We start from the raw sequence: 22,487 nt of genomic DNA, 5'->3' as shown, positions 1-22,487 counted from the left end.
GTCCCGATGTCCGCAGCACCCACCTCCCGCCTCCTGGCCGACTGGCTGGACTGGCTCGAAGCCCAGCGTCCGCAACAGCAGATCGAACTCGGCCTCGACCGCATCCGCCGCGTGAAGGATGAACTGGGCATTGCCTTCGCATGCCCGGTCATTCTCGTCGGCGGCACCAACGGCAAGGGCAGCACCTGCGCCTTCCTCGAAAGCATCCTGCTGCAGGCCGGCTACCGCGTCGGCCTGCACACCTCGCCGCATCTAGTGCGCTTCAACGAGCGCGCGCGCGTGAACGGCGAGCAGGCAGCCGACGAGGCGCTGGTGGAGCATTTCGAGGCGGTGGAGGCGGCGCGCGAGCGGGTCGCGGCGCGCGACGGCGAGGCGGCAGCGGCGCTCACCTATTTCGAGTTCACGGGGCTGGCCATCATGCGTCTGTTCCAGCACGCGAAGCTGGACGCGGCGATTTTCGAGATCGGCCTCGGCGGCCGTCTTGATGCGATGAACGTGCTCGACGCCGACTGCTCGATCGTCACGAGCATCGACATCGACCACGCCGACTGGCTCGGCGACACGCGCGAGAAGATCGGCCTGGAGAAGGCCCACATCTTCCGCACCGGCCGACCGGCGATCTGCTCCGACCCGGTGCCGCCGGAAAGCCTCATCGACTACGCGCGCGAGATCGACGCCGACCTGCGCCTGTTCGCGCGCGACTTCAACTATGCGGGCCAGCGCGGCGCGACCGACTGGCAGCAATGGTCTTGGGGCGGACGCTCGGGCAAGGTGGCGGGGCTGGCCTATCCGGCGCTGCGCGGCGCCAACCAGCTGCTCAATGCTTCGGGCGCGCTTGCGGCGCTCGAAGCCTTGCGTCCCGTGCTGCCGGTCAGCAACCAGGACATCCGTACCGGCTTTGCGACGGTCGAGCTGCCCGGGCGCTTCCAGGTACTGCCGGGCAAGCCGACGGTTGTGCTTGATGTCGCGCACAACCCGCACGCCGCCGCCGCGCTGGCCGACAACCTCGACCACATGGCCTTTCATCCCTACACCCACGCGGTGTTCGGCTGCATGCGCGACAAGGACATCCCGGGCGTGTTGCGCCGGCTGAAGGACCGCGTCGATCACTGGCATCTGGCGACACTGCCGTCCGAGCGCAGCGCCGCGGCGGAGGACATTGCGGCCTTGCTGCGCGCCGAGGGCTTCCCGGAAGACAAGGAGCATTCGATCACCGTCCATGCCACGCCGGCCGCCGCCTGGGTCGCCGCCCGGGGTGGCGCAGGTGAGGGTGATAGAATTTTGGTCTTTGGTTCCTTCCTGACTGTCGGCGGCGTGATGGATCTGGCGTCGCGTTCGCGCTGACCTTCCCGGTACCGCACGCAGCCTCGGGTTCTTCCAGATCGACAGCGGTTGGCCGGATCGGCGCGCTGGCGTCGCCTTCTCCCCGTCTCCTCCGCGCTCCACCGCATGGGATTGTTCAGCTTCGGTCGTTCCGATTCCCGCCCTTCACGGCCTGCACCTCGTCGCGCCTCGGGCCGCGCCAGCAGTGCCGATGCCTTGCTCGACCTGCGGCGCAAGGCGCGGCGCAGGCTCATCGGCGCGATCGTCCTCGTCGTGATCGCCTTCATCGGGCTGCCGATGCTCGTGCAGTCGGGCAAGCGTCCGGTCGCGCCGGACATGCCGATCGAGGTCGTACGCGATCCCCAGGCCATGCCGACGCTGACCGCCGCAACGCCTGCGGCGCAGCCCGAACCCGGCGTCGCCGGCACGTCCCAGCCAACGGTCGAGACTCCGGCCAACGCAACCCAGCCCGCGCCCGTCAGTACGACGCCGTCCGTTGCCGTCACGCCCGCGCCGACGGTCGTCGTGCCGCCCGCGAGTCGTGAGGCGGTGATCTCGACCCAGACCGCGCAGCATCCGCCGGAAGCCCATCCCGTCGAATCATCCAAACCGGTCGCGCCGCGCGTCGATCCGGTCCGTCCGGCGGCCGAGTCGGTCCGCACCATTGAACCCGTGCGTAGCGCCGAGCCGCCGAAGCCGGCGCCCAAGCCCGAGGTCAAGCCGGAACCAAAGCCCGAGGTCAAGCCCGAGCCAAAGCCGGAGATCAAGTCCGAACCCCGCCCCGAGCCCAAGCCGGACTCCAAGCCCGCCGATACGAAGCCCGCCGACACCAAGACCGACGGTGCCCGCGCGCTCGCGCTGCTCGAAGGCAAGCCGGTCGCCGCCGCGCCGGCCGCCGCTCATGAGACACCGGGTCGCTTCCTCGTGCAGATGGGTGCCTTTGCCACCGAGGGCAAGGTGCAGGAACTCCAGGCGCGCCTGCGCGCAGCCGGCGTCAGCACCTATACCGAGACTATCAATACCGCGAGCGGGCCGCGCATCCGCCTGCGCGCAGGCCCGTTCACCTCGCGCGATGCCGCCGATTCCGTGCGTCAGAAGGCAGCCGGCGCCGGCATCGGCGAAGCGGCCGTCCTCTCGCAGTGATGATCGGCCCGCGCCGGCTGCCGGCATGACCTCGATCGACTGGCTCATCGCCGGCGCGCTCTGCCTGTCGGCGGTGATCGGTGTGTGGCGTGGACTGGTGCGCGAGCTGTTCGCGCTGCTCGGCTGGATCGCCGCCATCGTGGCCGTGCTGATCGCCGGGACCAGCATCGCCGGCTGGCTGCCCGCCGACTGGAATCCCGGAGTTCGCCTGCTGATCGGCGGACTGGTGATCTTCGTCGGCGTGATGATCGCGACCTCACTGCTCGGCCGTCTGCTCGCCGGCGCGCTCAAGGCGGCCGGGCTGGGGCCGGTCGATCGCCTGCTCGGCTTCGGGTTCGGCCTTCTGCGCGGCCTGCTCGTGGTTGCAGTCATGATTTTCGTGCTCGGTCACACGCCTGTCTCCGGGTCGGCGGCGTGGACCGGGTCAGTGCTTCTGCCATATGTGATGACCGTGCTGGGCTGGTTCCGCGACGTCGTTCCCGACGATGCGGCGCCGATCTGGCAGGTCTAGTTTTCCGGGGAATAGCCATGTGTGGAATCGTCGGCCTCGTTGCCCGCACGCCTGTCAACCAGATGCTCTATGACTCGCTGATGCTGCTCCAGCATCGCGGTCAGGATGCCGCCGGCATCGCGACGGGCTCGACCAACAGCTTCAACATGTGGAAGGGCAACGGACTTGTCCGCGAGATCTTCCGCACGCGCAACATGCGCAACCTCGTCGGCAACATCGGCATCGGCCATGTGCGCTATCCGACGGCGGGTTCGTCCGCCGATCCAGAGGAGGCTCAGCCGTTCTACGTGAACGCGCCCTTCGGCATCACGCTCGGCCACAACGGCAATCTCACGAATGCCGCCGAGCTGATGGAGGACATGTTCAAGCGCGACCGGCGCCACATCAACACGAGCAGCGACAGCGAAGTGCTGCTCAACGTGCTGGCGCACGAGCTGCAGGAAGCGACTAGCTCCTTCACGCTTGATCCGGCCACGATCTTCAAGGCGGTGGCCGGCCTGCATCGCCGGGTGCGCGGCGCCTATGCCTGCGTGGCGCACATCGCGAACACCGGCATCCTCGCGTTCCGCGATCCCTACGGCATCCGTCCGCTGTGCTATGGCGTGAACGAAACGCCCGATGGCCCCGAATTCCTCGTCGCGAGCGAGTCGGTGGTGCTGGAGGGCATGGGCTTCAGGTTCGTGCGGGACGTGGCGCCGGGTGAGGCGATCTTCATCGGCGCCGACGGGAGCTTCCACAGCTACCAGTGCGCCGACAAGCCGTCGCTCAATCCCTGCATCTTCGAGTACGTGTACTTCGCGCGCCCCGACTCGATCATCGACGGCGTGAGCGTGTACGGCGCGCGCCTGCGCATGGGCGAATACCTCGCCGAGAAGGTGAAGCGCGAGTTCTCGACCGGCGACATCGATGTGGTGATGCCCATCCCCGACACTTCGCGCCCGGCCGCGATGCAGCTCGCGATGAAGCTCGGCATCGATTTCCGCGAGGGGTTCTTCAAGAACCGGTATGTCGGACGCACCTTCATCATGCCGGGTCAGGCGGTGCGCAAGAAGAGCGTGCGTCAGAAGCTTTCGGCGCTGCCGACCGAGTTCAAGGGCAAGAACGTGCTGCTGGTCGATGACTCGATCGTGCGCGGCACGACCAGCCGCGAGATCGTCAACATGGCCCGCGATGCTGGCGCGAAGAAGGTGATCTTCGCCTCGGCCGCACCGCCGGTGCGCTTCCCGAACGTGTACGGCATCGACATGCCCACGCGCGGCGAGCTGATCGCCCACGGCCGTTCGGACGAGGAAATCATGCGCATGATCGAGGCCGACGGCCTCGTCTATCAGGACATCGCGGCGATGAAGCAGTCGGTGCGCGACCTGGGTTCCCACATCCAGAACTTCGAGGCGAGCTGCTTCGACGGCCACTACATCACCGGCGACGTTTCGCCCGCCTACCTCGACGCGCTCGAAGCCGCGCGCGTCGCCGGCAAGTCGGCCACGCACGACATCCCGGGCAAGTCGCAGCTCAACCTGAGCCTGGCGTCGCCGGACTGACGCGGGGCGACCCGCAAGAAGGTTGCCGCCCGCGGCGGCCGTGCCGGTCCCGCGAGGCACCGGCCCGGCGCAAGCCCGGCAAAAGCGAAAACGGCGCGGTGCCACCGGCCCGCGCCGTTTTTCGTTGCCCCACCGCACCGATCCCGCGCCCTGTCACGCGCGGATCAGCCAGCAGCGCCGGTCACGGCGCGCCGTGATCGATCAGAACCCCTGATCGATGTCGTCCGCTGGCGTCGCGAAACGGCCGTAGCCGCCATCCGCGTACAGCAGGCCGTGGATCTCGGGGTTGTCGGCGACCGTCACCGCCTGCACCTCGCCGAAGATGACCGCATGCGTGCCGGCGTCCACCGCTTGCACCACGCGGCAGTCGAAGGCGGCGAGGGCGCTCGCGAGCACCGGAGCGCCGGTTTCCAGCGCGGCCCAGCGGCCCTCGGCGAACTTTTCCTCGGGCGTGAGCCGGCCGGCGAAGCGGTCGGACAGCGCCCGGTCGGCCGTGCTCAGCACGTTGACCGCGAACACACCGGCTTCGAGCACGGCCGCATAGCTCGCGTTCGCGCGGTTGATGCAGCACAGCAGGATCGGCGGATCGGCCGAGACCGAGCACACGGCCGTTGCCGTGAGTCCCGACGGGCCGGCCGCGCCGGGCGTGGTGATGAGGGTGACGCCGGCTGCGAGCCGGCGCATGCCTGCCTTGTAGGCATCGGATGCGACTGCCATGTCTGTCTTCCCGGAAAGAGGAGTGGATCTGCGCCGCATTGTGACCGCTGTTGTCGTGCCTGCGGCCGAGGTTTGCGGCGGTGCGATGATCGAGGCTTTTTTGCAGCGCCGGCCGTCGAGGTCCGCGCGAGAGGACGCATCGGCATGTCTGCCGCACTCACCCCCAAGGCCCGCGCCAAGCTGGCCATGTTGCTCGGCGGCATCTCGGCCGTCGCGCCGCTGTCCACCGACATGTACCTGCCCGCGCTGCCGGGCATCGCGACCGAACTGGGCGCGAGCAATGCGGCCGTGCAGCACACGCTGGTCGCCTTCTTCGCGGGGATGGCGGCGGGTCAGCTCATCTACGGGCCGCTGTCCGACCGCTACGGCCGGCGTCGGCCGCTGATGTTCGGCCTGCTGCTCTATGCGCTCGCCTCGCTCGGCTGCGCGCTTGCGGGCGCGGTCGATGCGCTGATCGTGCTGCGCGCGCTCCAGGCGGCGGGCGGCGCGGCCGGCATGGTGGTGGCGCGCGCCGTCGTGCGCGACCGTTATACCGGCGCCGAGGCGGCGCATTTCATGGCGCTGATGATGCTCACCACCGGCCTCGCGCCCATCCTCGGACCCATCGTCGGCGGCGGACTGCTGGCGCTCGCGAGCTGGCGCGCGATGTTCGGGCTGATGGCGGCCTTCGGACTCGCGGCCGCGATCGCGGTGCACCTCGGCCTCGCCGAGACGCATGCCGAGAACCGTCGCGCCGAGTCGATCGGGCATTCGCTGCTCGGCCTCGTGCGCGTGCTGCCGCATCCGGTGCTGGCCCTGTCGGCCTTCGCGGTCGCGGTCGAGTTCGGCTCGGTGTTCAGCTATCTGTCCTCGTCGCCCTTCGTGTTCATCGACCATTTCGGGCTGAGTCCGCAGCACTACTCGTGGATGTTCGCGCTCAACTCGATCGGCTTCGTCGCGGGCGCGCGGCTGAACGCGCGGCTCGTCGGGCGCCACGGCCCGATGCGCGTGATGCGCGCGGCCGTGAGCGTCCAGGCGCTGGCCGGGCTGGCGCTGTTCGCGGGCACGACGCTGCTCCGGCAGCATCTGCTGGCGACGGCCATCCCGCTGTTCTGCGTGATCGCGGTGGTCGGCATGGTCATGCCCAACATCACGGTGATCGCGATGGCGCCCTTCGGCGCCCAGGCTGGCGCGGCGTCATCGGTGCTGGGCGTGACGCAATCGCTCGGCGCGGTGGTCGCCGGCGCGCTGGTCGGGCTGCTGCCCGAGCATCCGGGCTCGATGGGCGGCGCGATGGCGGGTTTCGCGCTGCTGGCGTGGATTGCGAGCCGGGGCTATGGCGCGCCGTCGGCGCCGGTCGCCGAGCCGGGGCGCGCGGGCGGCTGAATGCTCGGCTCCCGCTCATGCCGGCGGGCCTGCCGATCGGCCTTGCCCGACCGGGCGGCGGGCAGCCCACCGACCCTCCGCAGTGCGCCGCAGGCGGAGCGCCGGGCCGCCGCCGCCGCTTCGAGGGCAAGCCCCGCTTGCCATTCCCGCGCGACTTGACGCTGCCGGAACGCGGCGGGTCTAATCCGGCCCGAGCGCCGATTTGAACTGTCAGCTTGCGGGCGCGGGCGGGCCGATCGGCCCACCAACAAATCCAGCTAAAGCGCGGCGACACCGAATCCGGTCCGACCCCGCTCTGGCGCGAAGCCCCGGCGGGGTTTCGTTTTTTCAGGACAACGACAATGCAAGACCAGGATTTCCCGTCGCAGGACGACTGGGCCATCGAAACCCTCGCGGTGCGTGCCGGCACCGCCCGCAGCGGCTTCGGCGAGCATGCCGAGGCCATGTTCCTCACCTCGTCCTATGTGTTCGGCAGCGCCGCCGAGGCCGCCGACCGCTTCTCCAACAAGGTCGAGGGCAACGTCTATTCGCGCTTCACCAACCCCACGGTGACGATGTTCGAGCAGCGCCTCGCCGCGCTCGAAGGCGCCGAGGCCGCGCTCGCCACCGCCTCGGGCATGAGCGCCATCCTCACCTGCTGCATGGGCGTGCTGAAGGCGGGCGACCATGTGGTCGCGTCCACGGGCCTGTTCGGCTCCACGGTCCAGTTGTTCAACAACATCCTGTCGAAGTTCGGCATCACGACCAGCTACGTGTCGCCCGCCGATCCGGCCGCCTGGCGCGCCGCCGTCAGGCCCGAGACCAAGCTGTTCTACGTCGAGACGCCGTCCAACCCGATGATGGAACTGGCCGACATCCCCGCGCTCGCCTCGGTGGCGAAGGACGCCGGCGCGCTGCTCGTGGTGGACAACTGCTTCTGCACGCCGGCGCTGCAACAGCCGCTCAAGCTGGGCGCCGACGTCGTCATCCATTCGGCCACCAAGTACATCGACGGCCAGGGCCGCGTGCTCGGCGGCGCGATCGTCGGCAGCAAGGCTTTCATCAAGGATCAGATGCTGCCCTTCCTGCGCACGGCCGGCCCGACGCTGTCGCCGTTCAACGCCTGGGTGCTGCTCAAGGGACTGGAGACGCTCGCCATCCGCATGGAGCGCCAGAGCGAGAACGCGCTGGCCGTCGCGCGCTGGCTCGAAGCCCAGCCGCAGGTCAAGCGCGTGATCTATCCCGGCCTCGAATCGCATCCGCAACACGAGCTCGCCAAGCGCCAGCAGAAGACCGGCGGCGCGGTGCTGAGCTTCGAGCTGCGCGGCGAGACGCCCGAGCAGCAGCGCACCAACGCCTGGCGCGTCATCGACAACACGCGGCTCGTGTCGATCACCGCCAACCTCGGCGACACGCGCACCACGATCACCCATCCGGCCACCACCACGCATGGCCGCGTCGCGCCCGAAGTGCGCGCGGCCGCCGGCATCACCGAAGGCATGATCCGCCTCGCGGTGGGCCTGGAGAGCCCGGAAGACCTTTGCCGTGACCTCGCCCGTGGCATGACGGACTGAGGCGCCACCCGAATCCACCGACCAGAGGAGACCCTGAATGTCGGCCCAGACACTCGCCGTATCCCATGAACTCAAGAGCTGGCTCGACAGCCAGATCGCGCGCGGCTGCACCGCCGCGTCGCTGATCGACGCGATGGTCAAGTCGGGCCATCCGCGCCCCTATGCCGAGCGCGTCGTGCGCGGCGCGGCCGGCGGTGAGGCCGTCGTCGATGAAGGCAGCACCGCCGACGACGGCGCCTTCTCGATGATGGGCGAGGGCGCGGCCCAGGCGCCCAACACGCTCGTCGTCGGGGAGCGCGAGGTGCAGGTGATGTTCGCCCTCGCCGCGCCGCGCACGGTCATGTTCGGAGACTTCCTCACCGCCGACGAATGCGACCGGCTGGTCGAGCTGTCGCGCAGCAAGATCAAGCCCTCGCTGGTGGTCGATCCGGGCACCGGCGACTTCGTGCCCGACGCGGCACGCACTTCCGAAGGCACCTACTTCAACCACGCCGAGAACCCGCTGGTATCGAGCATCGAGGCGCGCATCGAGCAGATGTTCGGCTTCGAGCCCCGACAGCAGGAGCCGATGCAGATCCTGCGCTACGGCGTCGGCGCCGAGTACTCGCCGCATTTCGACTACTTCAACGTCAACGAGGCCGGCGGCCGGCGCCAGCTGGAGCGCGGCGGCCAGCGCGTCGCGACGCTGATCATGTATCTCAACGAAGTCGAGGCCGGCGGCGCGACCGTGTTCCCGTCGATCGGGCTGGAAGTGAAGCCGCGCAAGGGCTGTGCGCTGTACTTCGAAAGCCTGGACGACGCCGAGAACGTCGATCCGCGCACGCTGCACGGCGGCGCGCCGGTGGGCAAGGGCGAGAAGTGGATCGCGACCAAGTGGATCCGCGAGCGGGCCTACGTCTGAGCGGACGGCGCGCGGTCCGCAACCGGCCCGCGCGGTTCACGGCGTCGTCGGGCCGCCGGTGAAGCGCTCCCGGCCTGTCCCACAAGACGGGGCGCCGATCTCCTACAGGGCGCGGCGGGCTGGCCGGTTAGGGTTCAGTTTCCCGGACCGGGCCTCCCGGTCGAACACAAGGAGAAACCCATGCTGAAACTGGCGGTGATGTTCGCGGCGCTGGCGCTGGCAAGTGGCGTCTTCGGCTTTGGCACCGTGGCTGCCGAGGCCGCGACGCCGGCACGGTTGCTGTGCTTTGCCTCGCTGGTCTCGTTCGCGGTGTGCTTCGTGATGGCGATGACGCCCACGGCCTTCGCGCGGCCCAAGCCGCTGCCGGCCGTGACCGAGCGGCACTGAGCCGTCCCAGCCTCTTCGCATGACAAGGCCCGCCGGAGCGGGCCTTGTCATTTCCAGCGGCCGGAAAGAAGTGGAACGGCAACAAGCCCTGCAGTCGCCGCTGTCTTGCACGCCGCACAGAGGCTGCTCGCCCGTCGCATGTCAGCCGCCCCGATGCGCCCAGCCCGTCGTGCTGCGCTCCACCACCGCGAACAGCTCGTACATCACCATCGCCATCGCGCCCACCACCACCAGCCCCGCGAACGCGAGCGGCATGCGCATGGCCGAGCCGGCCGACACCAGCAGATAGCCGATGCCCTCGTTGGCGGCGTTCATTTCCGACACCGTGGTGCCGACGAAGGCCAGCGTGATCGCCACCTTGAGCGAGGCGAAGAAATAGGGCAGCGCGCGCGGCAGCCCCACCTTGAACAGGATGTCGCTGCGCCGCGCGCCGAGCACGCGCAGCACGTCCTGCATCTCGGGTTCGAGCGTGGCGAGGCCGGTCGCGATGTTGACCATGATCGGGAAGAACGAGATCAGGAAGGCCGTGAGGATGGCCGGCCCGATGCCGATGCCGAACCACACCACGAGGATCGGCACGAAGGCCGCCTTGGGCAGCGCGTTGAACGCGGTCATGAGCGGATAGAGCGCCGCATAGGCCACGCGCCAGGTGCCGATGAGAAAGCCGAGCACCACGCCCACCACGATGGCGAGCGCGAAGCCGGCCATCGTCACCCAGAAGGTGCGCCAGGCATGGCGCGCGATCTCGCCACCGAACTCGACCAGCGAATCCCAGATCTGCAGCGGGCTCGGGAATACGAACTCCGACACGTCGAAGGCGACGCAGAGGATCTGCCACAGCAGGATGGTGGCGACCAGCAGCGCCCAGGGCGCGAGCTTTTCGAGGGTTTTCTGTTTCAGCATGAAGAGGTGCTCCCGATTCAGCTTTTGCGGATCGCGCCGATGTGGCTGCGCAGTTCGTGGACGATGCCGATGAACTCGGGCGTGTAGGTGATTTCGAGGTCGCGCGGGCGGGGCAGGTCGATCTCGCGGCGCACGACGATGCGGCCCGGGCTCTTGCTCATCACGTACACCGTGTCGGCGAGGAAGGCGGCTTCGGTCAGGTCGTGCGTCACCAGCAGCACGTTGAACTTGCGCTCGGTCCACAGGTCGCGCAGCAGGCACCACAGCTCCTCGCGCGTGAAGGCGTCGAGGGCGCCGAAGGGCTCGTCGAGCAGCAGCATCTTCGGATCGTGGATGAGCGCGCGGCAGATCGACGCGCGCTGCTGCATGCCGCCCGAGAGCTGCCACGGCATCTTGTGCTCGTAGCCGCCGAGGCCGACGCGCTTCAGCAGGTCGATCGCCTTGGCCTCGTATTCCTTGCGCCTGGCGCGGAATTGCGAGCGGTGCGGCTCGACGATCTCCAGCGGCAGCAGCACGTTTTCGAGCGTGGTTCGCCAGGGCAGCAGCGTCGGCGCCTGGAAGGCCATGCCGACGAACTTGAGCGGCCCGCTCACCTCCCGGTCCGCGATCACGATGTTGCCCTTCGACGGCATGCGCAGCCCCGTCGCGAGCTTCATGAAGGTGGACTTGCCGCAGCCCGACGGACCGACGATGGCGACGAACTCGCCCTCGCCGATCTTCAGGTCGATGTCTTCCACGGCGAACTGGTTCTGGGCCAGCAGCTCGTCGTTGTAGGCGAGCCAGACATGGTCGAACTCGACGAAGGGCCTGCCGGCGGCGGCCACGGGCGCGGCGGGGGAGGTGACGGCGCTCATGCGGGCCTCACTTGGCGGGGAAGATGTTTCGCTCGGCGGCGGGCGGCAGGAAGCTGCCGTTCCACACGCTCGCGGCCTCGACGCGCGACTTGGTCGAGAAGGCGTCCGACACCTGGCTGCCCATGAGCGAGAGCCGGGCCGGGTTCACGTCGCCGAAGCCTTCGGCCTTCGCGTCGGGCGTGAGTACCGTGGCGTTCAGCGCGAGTTGCAGGCGCTTGGTTTCGAGCTTGCTGTCGATGATTCCGTCGCGCTGCTTGACGGTGGCGATCGCCGCCTCGGGGTTGGCGATGACGTCCTTGATGCCCTTGGTGAAGGCCTTGAGGAAGCCCTTGACCGCCTCCGGATGCTCCTTGAGGAACTTGTCCGACACGATGATCGCGTTGCCGTAGAGCTTCACGCCGTACTGCGGATAGGGCATCACGACGATGTCCTCGTCCTTGATGCCGCGCTGGTTGAGATTGAGCAGCGAGGTGAAGCTGAAGCCGGTGATCGCGTCGAGATCGCCCTTGGCGAGCATGGTCTCGCGCAGCGCCGGATCGACGCCCACCCACTCGACCGCGCCGACCTTGTTGGCCTTGCTGAAGATCGGGAAGGCGCGGCGGCCGGCGTCGAACACCGGCGCGCCGAGCTTCTTGCCGGTGAGGTCGGCGGGCGTCTTGATGCCCGACTTCTTCAGCGCGAGCACGGCGGCCGGCGTGTTGTTGTAGACCATCATCACCGCGACCGGCTTGCTCGGCGCGGTCGGGTTGTTGGCGACGAATTCCATCAGCGCCGCGAGGTCGGCAAAGCCCATGTCGTAGGCGCCCGAGGCCACGCGGTTCACGGCATTGCCCGAGCCGTTGCCGGCGTCCACCGTAACGTCCAGGCCCTCGGCCTTGAAGTAGCCCTTGGCGGCCGGCACGAGGAAGAGGGCGCTCGGCCCCTCGAAGCGCCAGTCGAGCTGGAACTTGACCGGCGTCTCGGCATGCGCGGCGGGCGCGAGGCCGGCGGCGAGCGCGCAGGCGGCGGCGAGATGGGTGAGACGGCTGAGGAAGCTGCGGCGGGGCGTGGTCATGATGTCTCTGTGGATGAGGAAGGGCCGGCGTGCGGCGGCCGGCGGGACGAAAGCGTTTCGTGGGGTTGCACAGGTCGTGCCCGGTCGCGCGTGGCGGCGCCGGGAATCAGGCAGGCAGCGGGATCGGTCGGCCCTGAAAGCGCTTGCACGTCAGGGCCGCGCTCGGTCAGCCGAGCAGGTCGGCGCAGGCGCGCGCGACGATCTCGGTGGCCTTGCGCAGGTCGGACAGGCGCAGGTTCTCGTCGGCGTTGTGGCCGTTGGCCTCCAGCAGCGTGCGCGGGCCGGCGCCGTAGAGCACGGTCGGGATGCCGCGCTCGGCGTAGTGGCGCGCGTCGGTGTAGATGGGCACGCCGCCCACGGTCACCTCGCAGCCGAGCACTTCGGCGGCGTGCCTGCGGATCGCGCCGGTGAGCTTCTCGATGCCGGGCTGGGGCGCGAGCGGACGCGCGAGCAGGATGCGGCGGTGGCTCACGCTGGCGGGCACGGGCAGCGAGCGCGCGGCCGCGTCGATGACGGCGCCGAGTTCGGCCTCGGCTTCGGCCGGGTTCTCGTCGGGCGTGATGCGGCGGTCGATGCGGAAGCTCACCTGATCGGGCACCACGTTGGTGTTGATGCCGCCCGAGATGAGGCCGATGTTGAGCGTCGGATGGGCGATGCCGGCGACGCTCGACGGCCGTTGCGCGAGCGTCGCGCGGTGGGCGTAGAGCGCCTGCAGCACATGCGTCGCGGCTTCGAGCGCATCGACGCCGGTATGCGGCATCGCGGCGTGGGCCTGCTTGCCCGTCACCGTCACCTCGGTGTGCAGGCAGCCGTTGTGGGCCTGGACGATGTTGTAGGTGAAGCCGGCCGACATCGCGAAGTCGGGCTTGCTCAGGCCTTGGGCGAGCAGCCAGCCGGGGCCGATCTCGCCGCCGGTTTCCTCGTCGTAGGTGAAGTGCAGCTCGACGCTGCCCTTGAGCGGCAGGCCGGCCTTGGCGGCGGCGCGCAGCGCGAGCAGCGCCCAGGTGTAGGTGGCGAAATCGCTCTTCGACACCGCGACGCCGCGGCCGATCATCACGCGGCCGTGCACCGGGTCGTCGACGATGTCGGCGTCGTAGGGGCCGTGGCTCCAGCCGAGGCCGGGCGGCACCACGTCGCCGTGGGCGTTGAGCGCGATGGTCGGGCCGCCGTCGCCGAAGCGCTCGCGCACGATGAGGTTGGTGGCGCTGATCATGCCGACGGCCTTCACGTCGGCGTCGGGCACGACATGCGCCTCGACCGTGAAGCCGAGCGCTTCGAGCAGCGCTTTGGCGCGCGCGGCATGCGGCTGGCAGTCGCCGGGCGGGTTGTCGGACGGCTGCTTGACCAGTTCTGCGAGAAAGGCGACCGAGGCTTCGAATTCGGCGTCGATGAATTGCTTGAGGGTGTCTTGCATGGCGTGTGGGGTGCTGCGGTTCAGCAGTGATCGAGCAGGTCGAGGAAGAGCGTGACCGCGAGTTCGGCGTCGTCGGCGGTGAGCATTTCGAGCGGGTGGTGGCTGATGCCGTTGTGGCCGCAGCGCACGAACAGCATCGCCTGCGGGCAGAGGTCGGCCATGCGCATCGCGTCATGGCCGGCGCCGCTCGGCAGGCGGAACACGGGCAGGCCGAGCCGATCGATGCCGGCGGCCCAGCGGTCCTGCCAGGCCTGGTCGCAGGGGGCTGCGGCGGCGCGCAGCAGCAGTTGCTTGCAGAGCGTGACGTTGCGGCGCGCGGCGATCTCGTCGGCGATGGCGAGCAGGTCGGCGACGGCGGCGTCGCGCTGGGCGTCGCCGGGCGCGCGCACGTCGAGCGTGCAGTCGCAATTGCCGGGCACCACGTTGATCGATCCGCCCGGCACTTCGAGGATGCCGACGGTGCCGACCAGATGCAGCTCGCGCGCGCAGCGCTTTTCCACCGCGAGCGCGAATTCGGCGGCGGCGAGCGCGGCGTCGCGGCGCGTGCCCATTGGCGTGGTGCCGGCGTGGCTCGCGAGGCCCTTGAACGACAGCCGGTAGCGCACGCTGCCGTTGATGGACGTGACCACGCCGACGGGCAAGTCGTGGTCGAGCAGCACCGGCCCCTGCTCGATGTGGATCTCGACGAAGCCCTTGATCGGCTTGCCGGCGCTGTGGGCCGAGTAGGCCGCCTCGGCGATGCGCTCGGGATCGAGGCCGGCGCCGAGCATCGCCTCGCGGCCCGTCATGCCCTGGGCGTCGCGTGCATCGAGCACCCGCGCATCGAACTGCCCGGCCACCGCCGACGAGCCGAGAAAGGTCGAGCCGAAGCGCACGCCTTCCTCGTCGGCGAAGGCGATCACGTCGAGGTCGAAGGGCAGGCGCTTGCCGGCGGCTGCCAGCTCGCGCACCGCGACCATCGGCGCGAGAAAGCCGAGCCGGCCGTCATAGCGGCCCGCGTTGCGCACGGTGTCGAAATGCGAACCCGTCAGCAGCACCGGCGCGCCGTCGAGGCTCGCCCGGTAGCGGCCGATGATGTTGCCGACCGCGTCCTCGCGCACCTCGTCGAAGCCGAAGTCGCGCATCCATTGCGCGACGAGGCGGCCGGCGGCGCGGTGGGCCTCGGTCAGCCACATGACGGTGAGGTCGTCGGGCGAATCGCTGTGCCGCGCGAGTTCGTCGGCGAGGTCGAGCACGGCGAGGCCGCGCGCGGGATGGCTGTCGAGCAGGTCGTTCAGGCGCAGTTCGGCGATGCGGTCGATCTGGCGCAGGCATTCGCCCAGCTCGATGTCGGCCGGCTGGTCGAGCCGCGATTCGAACTCGCCGATGATCTGCGGCGGCGTCAGGCCGCGACCGTGGGCGCCGCGCACCGCGAGGATGAAGGGCCAGCCGAAGCGCGCGTTGTAGGCGGCATTCAGCTCATGCAGCCGCGCGAATTCCTCCGGCGTGCAGCGCGTGAGGCCGGCGCGGTGCTGCTCGCCGGTGGACTCGGCGGTGAGCTTGCCGTCGATGGCGGCGCGGCCGGCCAGCTCCGGATGCGCGCGCACCAGCGCGACCTGGTCGGCGCGCGGCGCGCTGCGCACCGCGCGCGCGAGCGCCGCCTTGAACTGGGCGACCGACTGGAAGGGCCGGTCCTTCAGCGCGCGCTCGACCACCCAGGGTGAATGCTCGTAGAGGCCGGTCAGGCGCGCGATGGCCTCGTCGGCCGGCAGGGTGTTGAGCGTGGCGAGGGTCAGGCCGTCCATGGGCGGTCTCCGGTCGGGGCGCGGTGGCGCGAGGTCGAGGCGGTCGGGCGCGACGCGGCGGCGCGGTCGCGCGACGGCCGGACGCGGCGAGGCAGGGAGGCGCGCACCGCTCAGGCCGCCGGGTGATGCTCGCGCCAGTGGCGAGCGATGTCGATGCGCCGGCAGACCCACACGCGGTCATGCGCCTCGATGTGGTCGAGAAAGCGTTGCAGCGCGCGGATGCGGCCCGGTCGCCCGAGCAGCCGGCAGTGCATGCCGACCGACAGCATCTTCGGGCTCTCGTCGCCCTCGGCGTAGAGCACGTCGAAGCTGTCCTTCAGGTACTGGAAGAAGTGCTCCGACGTGTTGAAGCCCTGGGGCGTGGCGAAGCGCATGTCGTTGGCTTCGAGCGTGTAGGGCACGACGAGGTGCTTGACGGCCGTGCCGTCGCTGCGGGTGACGGTGGTCCAGAACGGCAGGTCGTCGCCGTAGTAGTCGCTGTCGTACTCGTAGCCGCCGAGGTCGCACAGCAGGCGGCGGGTGTTGGGCGAGTCGCGGCCGGTGTACCAGCCGAGCGGCCAGGCTTCCTTCGCGTGCGGGGCGCACATCGCGCGGATGCTCTCGGTCGCGAGCTTCATGTGCTCGAACTCGATCTCGGGCGCCATGTTCTGGTAGTGGATCCAGCGCCAGCCGTGCGAGGCGATCTCGTGGCCGGCCTCGCAGAAGGCCTGCGTCAGCTCGGGATGGCGCGCCAGCGCCATGCCCACGCCGAACACCGTGAGCGGCAGGCCGCGCTTCTCGAATTCCTTCAGCAGCCGCCACACGCCCACGCGCGAGCCGTATTCATAGATCGACTCCATGCTCAGATGGCGGTCGGGATAGGCGGCCGCGCCGATGATGTCGGACAGGAACTGCTCGCTGCCCGGGTCGCCGTGCAGCACGCAGTTCTCGCCGCCCTCCTCGTAGTTGAGGACGAACTGCACGGCGATGCGCGCCTTGCCGGGCCAGTTGGCGTGGGGCGGATTGCGTCCGTAGCCGATCAGGTCGCGCGGATAGTCGGGTTCGCCAGCCAGCGTGCTGACGTTGCGGACGAGGGGCGACGATGTGGTCATGGGCGAGGTGGGAGCGGTTTTCGGTGGTACGGAATTCGCGTCTCGGCGGCGGTTCAGCCGCTTCCGGTCGGCGGGTTGTTACGATCAAAGTGTATACAATCGAACGCAATTTCCGCGCCATTCGCCGTCCACTCCAACCCAGTCGCCAAGATGCCTTCCGATCCCGCAGAAAAGTCAGTTTCCCAAGGGCATGGCCGCCTCACGACCCATGTTCTCGACACCATGCACGGCAAGCCTGCGCCCGATCTGGCGATCGAGCTGCACTTTTTTGGGCCATCCGGCTGGTCGATCATCAAAAAGGTGCATACAAATTCGGATGGCCGCGTCGATGCACCGTTGCTGACCGGCGCCGAGCTGGTCGCGGGCCGCTACCGGCTGGTGTTCGCGGCCGGCGACTACTTCCGCGCCCTGGGCCTCGATCTGCCCGAACCGCCCTTCCTCGACAAGATCCCGCTCGACTTCGGCATTGCCAATGTCAACGCGCACTACCACGTGCCGCTGCTCGTCACGCCGTGGAGCTACTCCACCTACCGCGGCTCCTGAAGCGATCTCCATGGACACCTCCTACCTGCTCGACTGGGCCAACCTGCTGCTGCGCTGGGCCCATGTCATCACCGCCATCGCCTGGATCGGCTCGTCGTTCTACTTCGTCTGGCTCGACGACAGCCTCGAACGCCGCCCCGCCCGCAACGACCTGCCCGACAACGTCGATGGCGAGCTGTGGTCGGTGCACGGCGGCGGCTTCTACCAGGCGCGCAAGTTCCTCACGCCGCCGGCCCACATTCCCGGCCCGCTGCACTGGTTCTACTGGGAGAGCTACAGCACCTGGCTGACCGGTTTCGGCCTGCTGACGGTGCTCTACCTGTTGAACGCGACGAGCTTCCTCGTCGACAAGTCGGTGGCCGACTGGACGCCCGCGCAGGCCGTGGGCATGGCGCTCGGCTATCTGGTCGCGGGCTGGGTCGTGTACGACCTCATCTGCAAGCTCTTCGGCGAGATGAAGCATGGCGACGCGATCGTCGGTGCGCTGGTCGCGCTCTACGTCGTGGCCGCGTCCTGGCTCGCGGCGCACTGGTTTGCCGGGCGCGCGGCCTTCGTGCTCACGGGCGCGATGCTCGCGACGATCATGAGCGCCAACGTCGCGCACGTGATCATCCCGGGCCAGCGCAAGTCGGTCGCGGCGCTCCAGGCCGGGCAGAAGCCCGACCCCAAGTTCGGCAAGCGCGGCAAGCAGCGCAGCGTGCACAACACCTTCTTCACGCTGCCGGTGCTGTTCGCGATGCTGTCCAACCATTACTCGATGGTCTGGGCGCATCCGCTCAACTGGCTGGTGCTCGACGTGCTGATGGCGGCGGGCGCGCTCATCCGCATCTACTTCGTGAAGCGGCACACGGCGCAGCCGGGCGCGTGGCGGTGGGCAGCGGCGGGCTGCGCGCTGATCGCGGGCGTGATCGTCTGGCTCGCGCCCGCGCCCCGGGCCCAGGTCGTCGCCGAGCTGCCGCCACCCACGTTCGCCGAGGTGACGAAGATCGTCGGCGAGCGCTGCGTGCTCTGTCACAACCCCCAGCTCGCGAGCAAGGGCGTGATGCTCAACACCCGCGACAACCTGCTCGCGCACGCCCAGCAGGTCTATCAGATGGCCGTGGTGCAGAAGCTCATGCCGATGAACAACGCCACCGGCATCACCGACGAGGAGCGGGCGCTGCTCGGCCGCTGGTATCTCGCGGGCGCCAAGGGCGACTGAGCCCGGCGCACCGCGCCCGCGAGGCCCGGCCCGTCGAGAGACGGCCGGGCTTTTTTTCGTCATGGCGCGCCGCATTCGCCGCCGGCAGTCGTGGCCGGCAGGACCGGGAAGCTCGCGTGCGCATTGGCCCAATTCGGCGCACGTCGTGAAGAACGGCGGCGGTGCCGCTTCGTGACGATTCGCACGGTGGAAATGCGGGCAATGGCCTCAAGGCTACGAAAAAGACGGTCCTATTCGCTGTTGCCGCGATTTCGGGTGTCCGGTCATCGATCGGGTTATTCGGCCGCCAAATCCCGCCATTTGTCGGCGGATCGAATTTCGACACACAAAACTTCGTCAATCCCGCATTGGTCGCATGAATTGGATCGCCGGTATCTGGTATCAAGATCACCTGCGTCGATCGACGGCGAAATGATCGGAAATTGCAAACGGTGACCTATCGGTTAGCCGGTTTCTGCATGGGGCGATGCGAATGGATTCGGTGCTTCATTTCCAGCCTCGGGGCATCCAACGGATGACTCACCAATTCCAAGGTTGCACAAAAATAATCTGACGCTTTTAGCCGTATTGGAAACGGCTTTAACACCGTGGTTCAATTTGCTCATTCGCTGGATACGAATACGGAAACGAATTCGATCCGGCACTGGCGCAAATCGAATCGGGTGTTCCCATGTCAGTCAATTCCGCCGTCGCGCAGTCGTCTTCAGCAATTCCGCTCAGCCTGGGCGTCGCCGGGCTGGGTGGCCTCGGAGTGGTCGGCCTCACCCGGCTGATCGCCACCACGCTCCAGCGTCGCTACCCCCGCGTGGTCAGCACCGAGACGCGCGGCATCGCCCAGCGCCGCGCGCCGGTGCGCGCCACGCTGCGCGCCGGCCACCGCGTGCGCTCGCCGCTGCTCGGTGGCGCGCCGCTCGACCTGATGCTGGTGCTCGAATCGGGCGAGGCGCTGCGCTGGCGCCAGGACATCGGCCCGGGCACGCGCTGCGTCGTGTCCGACCTCGTCATCCGCCCCTCGGGCCAAGCCGAGCAGGCACCCCTCGTCTCGCCCGATGAAGTGGCCCGCGTGCTGCGCGAGGCCGGCGCCGAGGTGACCGAGCTGCGCATGGCCGACTGGCTGGCCGAGCACGGCCATCCGGCCCACGCCTCGGCCACCGTGGCCTTCGGCGCCTTCGTCCGCCGCCTCGGCTTCGGCCGCGCCGACTGCCTCGCGCTGCTCGACAGCCAGGTGCCCGCCGCGAGCCGCGCGATGAACCACGCCGCCTTCGAGCACGGCTATGCCGCCATCGACGGCGCCGCGCTGCCCGCCTTCTGCCGCGCCCGCCCTGCCGAGGCGCCCGATTTCGCCCACCTCGCCGCCGCCTGAGGTCATCCGTGCAAGCCGCTGTCGTCGTCATGTTCCCGGGCCTCGGTGCCCAGTACGGCCGGATGGTCGAGCGCTTCGTCGCCGCCCATCCCGATCAGGCCGCCGCCCTCGCCGCCGCGCAGGCGCGCGTCGCCGCCATCCCCGGCGTGGCCGCGCTGCCCGCCGAGGCGCGCGCCGAACTCGACCTCCAGGTCGATATCCACGCGCTCAACCTCGCCTGGTGGCGGGTGGCCGGCGCGGCGCTCGACCCCGCCGCCTGCTGCGGCCACAGCCTCGGCTGGTACGCGGCGCTGGTCGCGGCCGGCGTCATCGACGAAGCCGCCTCGCTCGACCTGATCGCCCATGTCTTCCTCATCGGCCATGCCGCCTTCGCGCAGGACGACGGCGAGGTCGCGATCGTCACGCTGCGCGAGCCGGCCGACTTCGCCCGCGTCGCGGCGGCCACCGGCGTCGAGATCCTCTGCGCCAACAACGCGGTCCAGCATGTGCTGCACGGCAGCCCCGAGCAGCTCGCGGCGGTGGAGTGCGAACTCGGCGCCGCGCTGCTCGGCCTCATGAAGCTGCCGACGCACATCCCCTTCCATTCGCGCCGGCTCGACGTGCTGCGCCCGCAGCTCGACGGTCTGGCCGCGCGTCTGGGCATCCGTCCCGCGCCGATGCGGCGCCAGCTCTGGTCGCACATCGACGCGCGGCCGGTGGCGAATGGCGCCGCCGCGCTCGCCCTGGTCGAGACCCAGCCCTGGCAGCAGGTGCGCTGGCTCGACATGGTCGAGCGGCTCATCCAGGCCGGCGGCTACGAGCTGGTCGAGGTCGGCCCCAACCGCGTGCTGACCCAGCTCACGCGCTGGATCTGCCCCCAGCTCGACATCGAGTTCACCGACCACCTTCGCCGCAAGGAGCGCGCATGAGCACCACCCGCCTCATGTCCGGTTGCGAGGCCGCCGCGCGCGGCGCCTGGGAAGCCGGCGTGCATGTCGCCACCTCCTATCCCGGCTCGCCCGTCACCTCGGTCATGGACGAGATGAAGCGCCTCGGCGAAGTCGATTGCCGCTGGGCCACCAACGAGAAGGTCGCGCTCGAAGTCGCGGCCGGCGTCGCCTACTCCGGCGCGCGCGCCCTCGTGGTGATGAAGCATGTCGGCCTCAATGTCGCGGCCGACGCGCTCTACAACCTGGCCTACACCGGCGTGCGCGGCGGGCTGGTCGTGGTGGTGGGCGATGACCCCGGCTCGTCCTGCTCGCAGAACGAGCAGGACACGCGCCTCGTCGCCCGCGCCGCCAGCCTGCCCATCCTCGAGCCGGCCGATACCCAGCAGGTGCTCGCCTTCACGCGGCTGGCCTTCGAGATCAGCCAGCGCCACGACACGCCGGTGCTGGTGCGCCTGACGACCCAGCTCTGCTACGGCAGCCAGCTGGTCGTGACCTCGGCGCGGCGCGACGTGCCCATGACGGGCGGATTCGCCGGCCCGGTCAGCAAGTTCCTGCTGCTGCCGAGCCATGTGCCGGCGCGGCGCCGCGCGCTCGTGGCCAAACTGAGCAAGCTCGCGACCTCGGCCGATACCGGCGGGCTGATGGAGGAGTTCTGGCCCGAGCCCGATACCGGCCGGCATCCGCTCGGCATCATCTGCGCCGGCACCACCTTCGCCGCCGTGCAGGAAAACCTCGACGGCTCGGTGCCGCTGCTGGCGGTCGGCTGCCCGCATCCGCTCAATGCCGACCGCGTGCGCGCGTTCGCGCGCCGCTGCGACCGGCTCGTGGTGACGGAGGAAGGCTCGTCGATGCTGGCGGACGCGGTGCGCGCGCTCGGCCTCGACGTGATCGACCTCGGCCCCGAGGCGCTGGTGGGCGAGTTCCGCATCGAGCGGCTGCGCGGCCTCGGCCTGCCCGGCCTCGGCCCGGCGCGCGCCGTCGTCGAGCGCGACCGGCCGCGTCATCTCGTGCCGATCAACGTGCCCGTCGTCACCGCGCCGGCGCGTCCGCCCGGCTTCTGCGCCGGCTGCTCGCATGTCGGTCCCTTCGACGTGCTGCACCGTCGCGGCGTGCATGTGGTGGGCGACATCGGCTGCTACACCCTCGGCGCCACCGAGCCCTTCCGCGCGCTGCACAGCAACCTCTGCATGGGCGCGAGCGTCGGCATCCTCCAGGGCTATCTGCTGGCCCAGCCCGACAAGGGGCGCGAGGTGGTGGCCGTCATCGGCGACTCGACCTTCTTCCACTCGGGCATCCCGGGTGTCATCACGGCGGTGCAGAACGGCCATCGCGGCGTGCTGATGGTGCTCGACAACTCGGGCACGGCCATGACCGGCTTCCAGCAGACCAGCCCGCGCCTGACCGGCGAAGCCTGGCTCGACCTGCTGCATGCGCTCGGCGTGGCCAATGCCGTGGTCGTGCCCGCGCTCGATCCCGAGGCGATCGACGCCGCGCTCGACCACGCCTTCGCCAGCGACGGCTTCCACGTGCTCGTGCTCAAGGGCGAATGCGTGCAGGCCCGCCCGCGCAAGGGGCCGACCAACTTCCGCTACACGGTCATTGAAAGCGCTTGCACCGGCTGCAACCAGTGCGTCGCCCGCACCGACTGCCCGAGCCTCGTGCGCGCCAGCGCGGCCGACGGTCGCCCGGTCATGAGCATCAGCAACGAATGCGTCGGCTGCGGCATGTGCAGCCAGACCTGTCCCGAACGGGCGATCGCGCCCATGACCACGCGCACCGGCTGGGACTGGCTCGATGCCGTCCTGGCGCGCGTCGAATGGTCGCGCGTCATCCGCTTCATCCGGGCGCGGCCGGGGCTCGCACGCCTCGCCGACCGCCTCGAACGCGAGCAGCGCTGAACCGCGCCCGCT

General features: G+C 69.5%; 20 protein-coding genes. 13 read left to right on the top strand and 7 right to left on the bottom strand.

Annotated features, from left to right (window positions below; translation table 11 throughout):
* Nucleotides 1-6: 6 nt before the first annotated feature.
* The 4 genes from folC to purF all read left to right on the top strand — a co-directional run bounded on the left by folC (nt 7) and on the right by purF (nt 4,518).
* A complete protein-coding gene (folC, locus tag H566_RS0118835) occupies nt 7-1,344 on the top strand; it encodes a bifunctional tetrahydrofolate synthase/dihydrofolate synthase (RefSeq protein WP_028312657.1) in 1,338 nt (445 codons plus the stop codon).
* A 195-nt stretch (nt 1,345-1,539) separates the two neighbouring features.
* Nucleotides 1,540-2,466, top strand: a complete 927-nt coding sequence (locus tag H566_RS0118830; protein ID WP_051378994.1) for an SPOR domain-containing protein — start codon at nt 1,540-1,542, stop codon at nt 2,464-2,466.
* A 25-nt stretch (nt 2,467-2,491) separates the two neighbouring features.
* Nucleotides 2,492-2,977: a CvpA family protein gene (locus H566_RS0118825; RefSeq protein ID WP_028312655.1), complete on the top strand. Its 486-nt coding sequence runs from the start codon at nt 2,492-2,494 to the stop codon at nt 2,975-2,977.
* Between the two features lie 17 nt (nt 2,978-2,994).
* Nucleotides 2,995-4,518: an amidophosphoribosyltransferase gene (gene purF, locus H566_RS0118820; protein ID WP_028312654.1), complete on the top strand. Its 1,524-nt coding sequence runs from the start codon at nt 2,995-2,997 to the stop codon at nt 4,516-4,518.
* A gap of 201 nt (nt 4,519-4,719) precedes the next feature.
* Here the strand turns inward: purF and H566_RS26325 are convergent, their stop codons facing one another.
* A complete protein-coding gene (locus H566_RS26325) occupies nt 4,720-5,235 on the bottom strand; it encodes a flavin reductase family protein (RefSeq protein WP_034412238.1) in 516 nt (171 codons plus the stop codon).
* Between the two features lie 144 nt (nt 5,236-5,379).
* On the opposite strand from H566_RS26325, the gene H566_RS26320 reads away from it, so the two are divergent.
* The 4 genes from H566_RS26320 to H566_RS26315 all read left to right on the top strand — a co-directional run bounded on the left by H566_RS26320 (nt 5,380) and on the right by H566_RS26315 (nt 9,441).
* On the top strand, nt 5,380-6,600 hold the full coding sequence (locus H566_RS26320) for a multidrug effflux MFS transporter (protein WP_051378993.1): 1,221 nt from the start codon (nt 5,380-5,382) through the stop codon (nt 6,598-6,600).
* Between the two features lie 341 nt (nt 6,601-6,941).
* The gene (locus H566_RS0118805; RefSeq protein WP_051378992.1) at nt 6,942-8,153 is read left to right on the top strand and encodes an O-succinylhomoserine sulfhydrylase; all 1,212 of its coding nucleotides are present in this window, start codon (nt 6,942-6,944) and stop codon (nt 8,151-8,153) included.
* A gap of 37 nt (nt 8,154-8,190) precedes the next feature.
* On the top strand, nt 8,191-9,054 hold the full coding sequence (locus H566_RS0118800) for a 2OG-Fe(II) oxygenase (RefSeq protein WP_028312652.1): 864 nt from the start codon (nt 8,191-8,193) through the stop codon (nt 9,052-9,054).
* A gap of 180 nt (nt 9,055-9,234) precedes the next feature.
* Nucleotides 9,235-9,441, top strand: a complete 207-nt coding sequence (locus H566_RS26315) for a DUF1328 domain-containing protein (RefSeq protein WP_034412236.1) — start codon at nt 9,235-9,237, stop codon at nt 9,439-9,441.
* Nucleotides 9,442-9,582: 141 nt separating this feature from the next.
* On the opposite strand, the gene H566_RS0118790 is transcribed toward H566_RS26315, so the two are convergent.
* The 6 genes from H566_RS0118790 to puuE form a co-directional block, all read right to left on the bottom strand.
* Nucleotides 9,583-10,344: an ABC transporter permease gene (locus H566_RS0118790; RefSeq protein ID WP_034412233.1), complete on the bottom strand. Its 762-nt coding sequence runs from the start codon at nt 10,342-10,344 to the stop codon at nt 9,583-9,585.
* Between the two features lie 17 nt (nt 10,345-10,361).
* On the bottom strand, nt 10,362-11,198 hold the full coding sequence (locus H566_RS0118785) for an ABC transporter ATP-binding protein (RefSeq protein WP_051378991.1): 837 nt from the start codon (nt 11,196-11,198) through the stop codon (nt 10,362-10,364).
* 7 nt (nt 11,199-11,205) lie between these two features.
* Nucleotides 11,206-12,252 carry an ABC transporter substrate-binding protein gene (locus H566_RS0118780; protein WP_028312649.1) on the bottom strand — a complete coding sequence of 349 codons (1,047 nt, stop codon included), beginning with the start codon at nt 12,250-12,252 and terminating at the stop codon, nt 11,206-11,208.
* 166 nt (nt 12,253-12,418) lie between these two features.
* On the bottom strand, nt 12,419-13,666 hold the full coding sequence (locus H566_RS0118775; protein ID WP_028312648.1) for a M20/M25/M40 family metallo-hydrolase: 1,248 nt from the start codon (nt 13,664-13,666) through the stop codon (nt 12,419-12,421).
* A gap of 20 nt (nt 13,667-13,686) precedes the next feature.
* Nucleotides 13,687-15,450, bottom strand: coding sequence for a 2-oxo-4-hydroxy-4-carboxy-5-ureidoimidazoline decarboxylase (gene uraD / locus H566_RS0118770; protein ID WP_028312647.1), 1,764 nt, complete (start codon nt 15,448-15,450; stop codon nt 13,687-13,689).
* Nucleotides 15,451-15,560: 110 nt separating this feature from the next.
* Complete coding sequence (gene puuE, locus H566_RS0118765) at nt 15,561-16,502, bottom strand: allantoinase PuuE (RefSeq protein ID WP_028312646.1); 942 nt, start codon at nt 16,500-16,502, stop codon at nt 15,561-15,563.
* Between the two features lie 189 nt (nt 16,503-16,691).
* Between puuE and uraH the strand changes: the two genes are divergently transcribed.
* From uraH to H566_RS26310, 5 genes are all read left to right on the top strand, one after another.
* Nucleotides 16,692-17,084: a hydroxyisourate hydrolase gene (uraH, locus tag H566_RS0118760; RefSeq protein ID WP_051378990.1), complete on the top strand. Its 393-nt coding sequence runs from the start codon at nt 16,692-16,694 to the stop codon at nt 17,082-17,084.
* Nucleotides 17,085-17,094: 10 nt separating this feature from the next.
* Nucleotides 17,095-18,285: a urate hydroxylase PuuD gene (locus tag H566_RS0118755; RefSeq protein ID WP_028312644.1), complete on the top strand. Its 1,191-nt coding sequence runs from the start codon at nt 17,095-17,097 to the stop codon at nt 18,283-18,285.
* 670 nt (nt 18,286-18,955) lie between these two features.
* Complete coding sequence (locus H566_RS0118750; RefSeq protein ID WP_084545278.1) at nt 18,956-19,648, top strand: 2-oxoacid:acceptor oxidoreductase family protein; 693 nt, start codon at nt 18,956-18,958, stop codon at nt 19,646-19,648.
* 8 nt (nt 19,649-19,656) lie between these two features.
* The gene (locus tag H566_RS0118745; protein WP_156924497.1) at nt 19,657-20,556 is read left to right on the top strand and encodes an ACP S-malonyltransferase; all 900 of its coding nucleotides are present in this window, start codon (nt 19,657-19,659) and stop codon (nt 20,554-20,556) included.
* Nucleotides 20,553-22,475, top strand: coding sequence for a thiamine pyrophosphate-dependent enzyme (locus H566_RS26310; protein ID WP_051378989.1), 1,923 nt, complete (start codon nt 20,553-20,555; stop codon nt 22,473-22,475). Before H566_RS0118745 ends, H566_RS26310 begins: the two co-directional genes overlap by 4 nt.
* The last annotated feature ends 12 nt before the right edge of the window (nt 22,476-22,487 follow it).

The sequence above is a fragment of the Derxia gummosa DSM 723 genome (assembly GCF_000482785.1).
Lineage (GTDB): Bacteria > Pseudomonadota > Gammaproteobacteria > Burkholderiales > Burkholderiaceae_E > Derxia > Derxia gummosa.
This window is presented reverse-complemented; position numbering and strand designations above follow the sequence as displayed.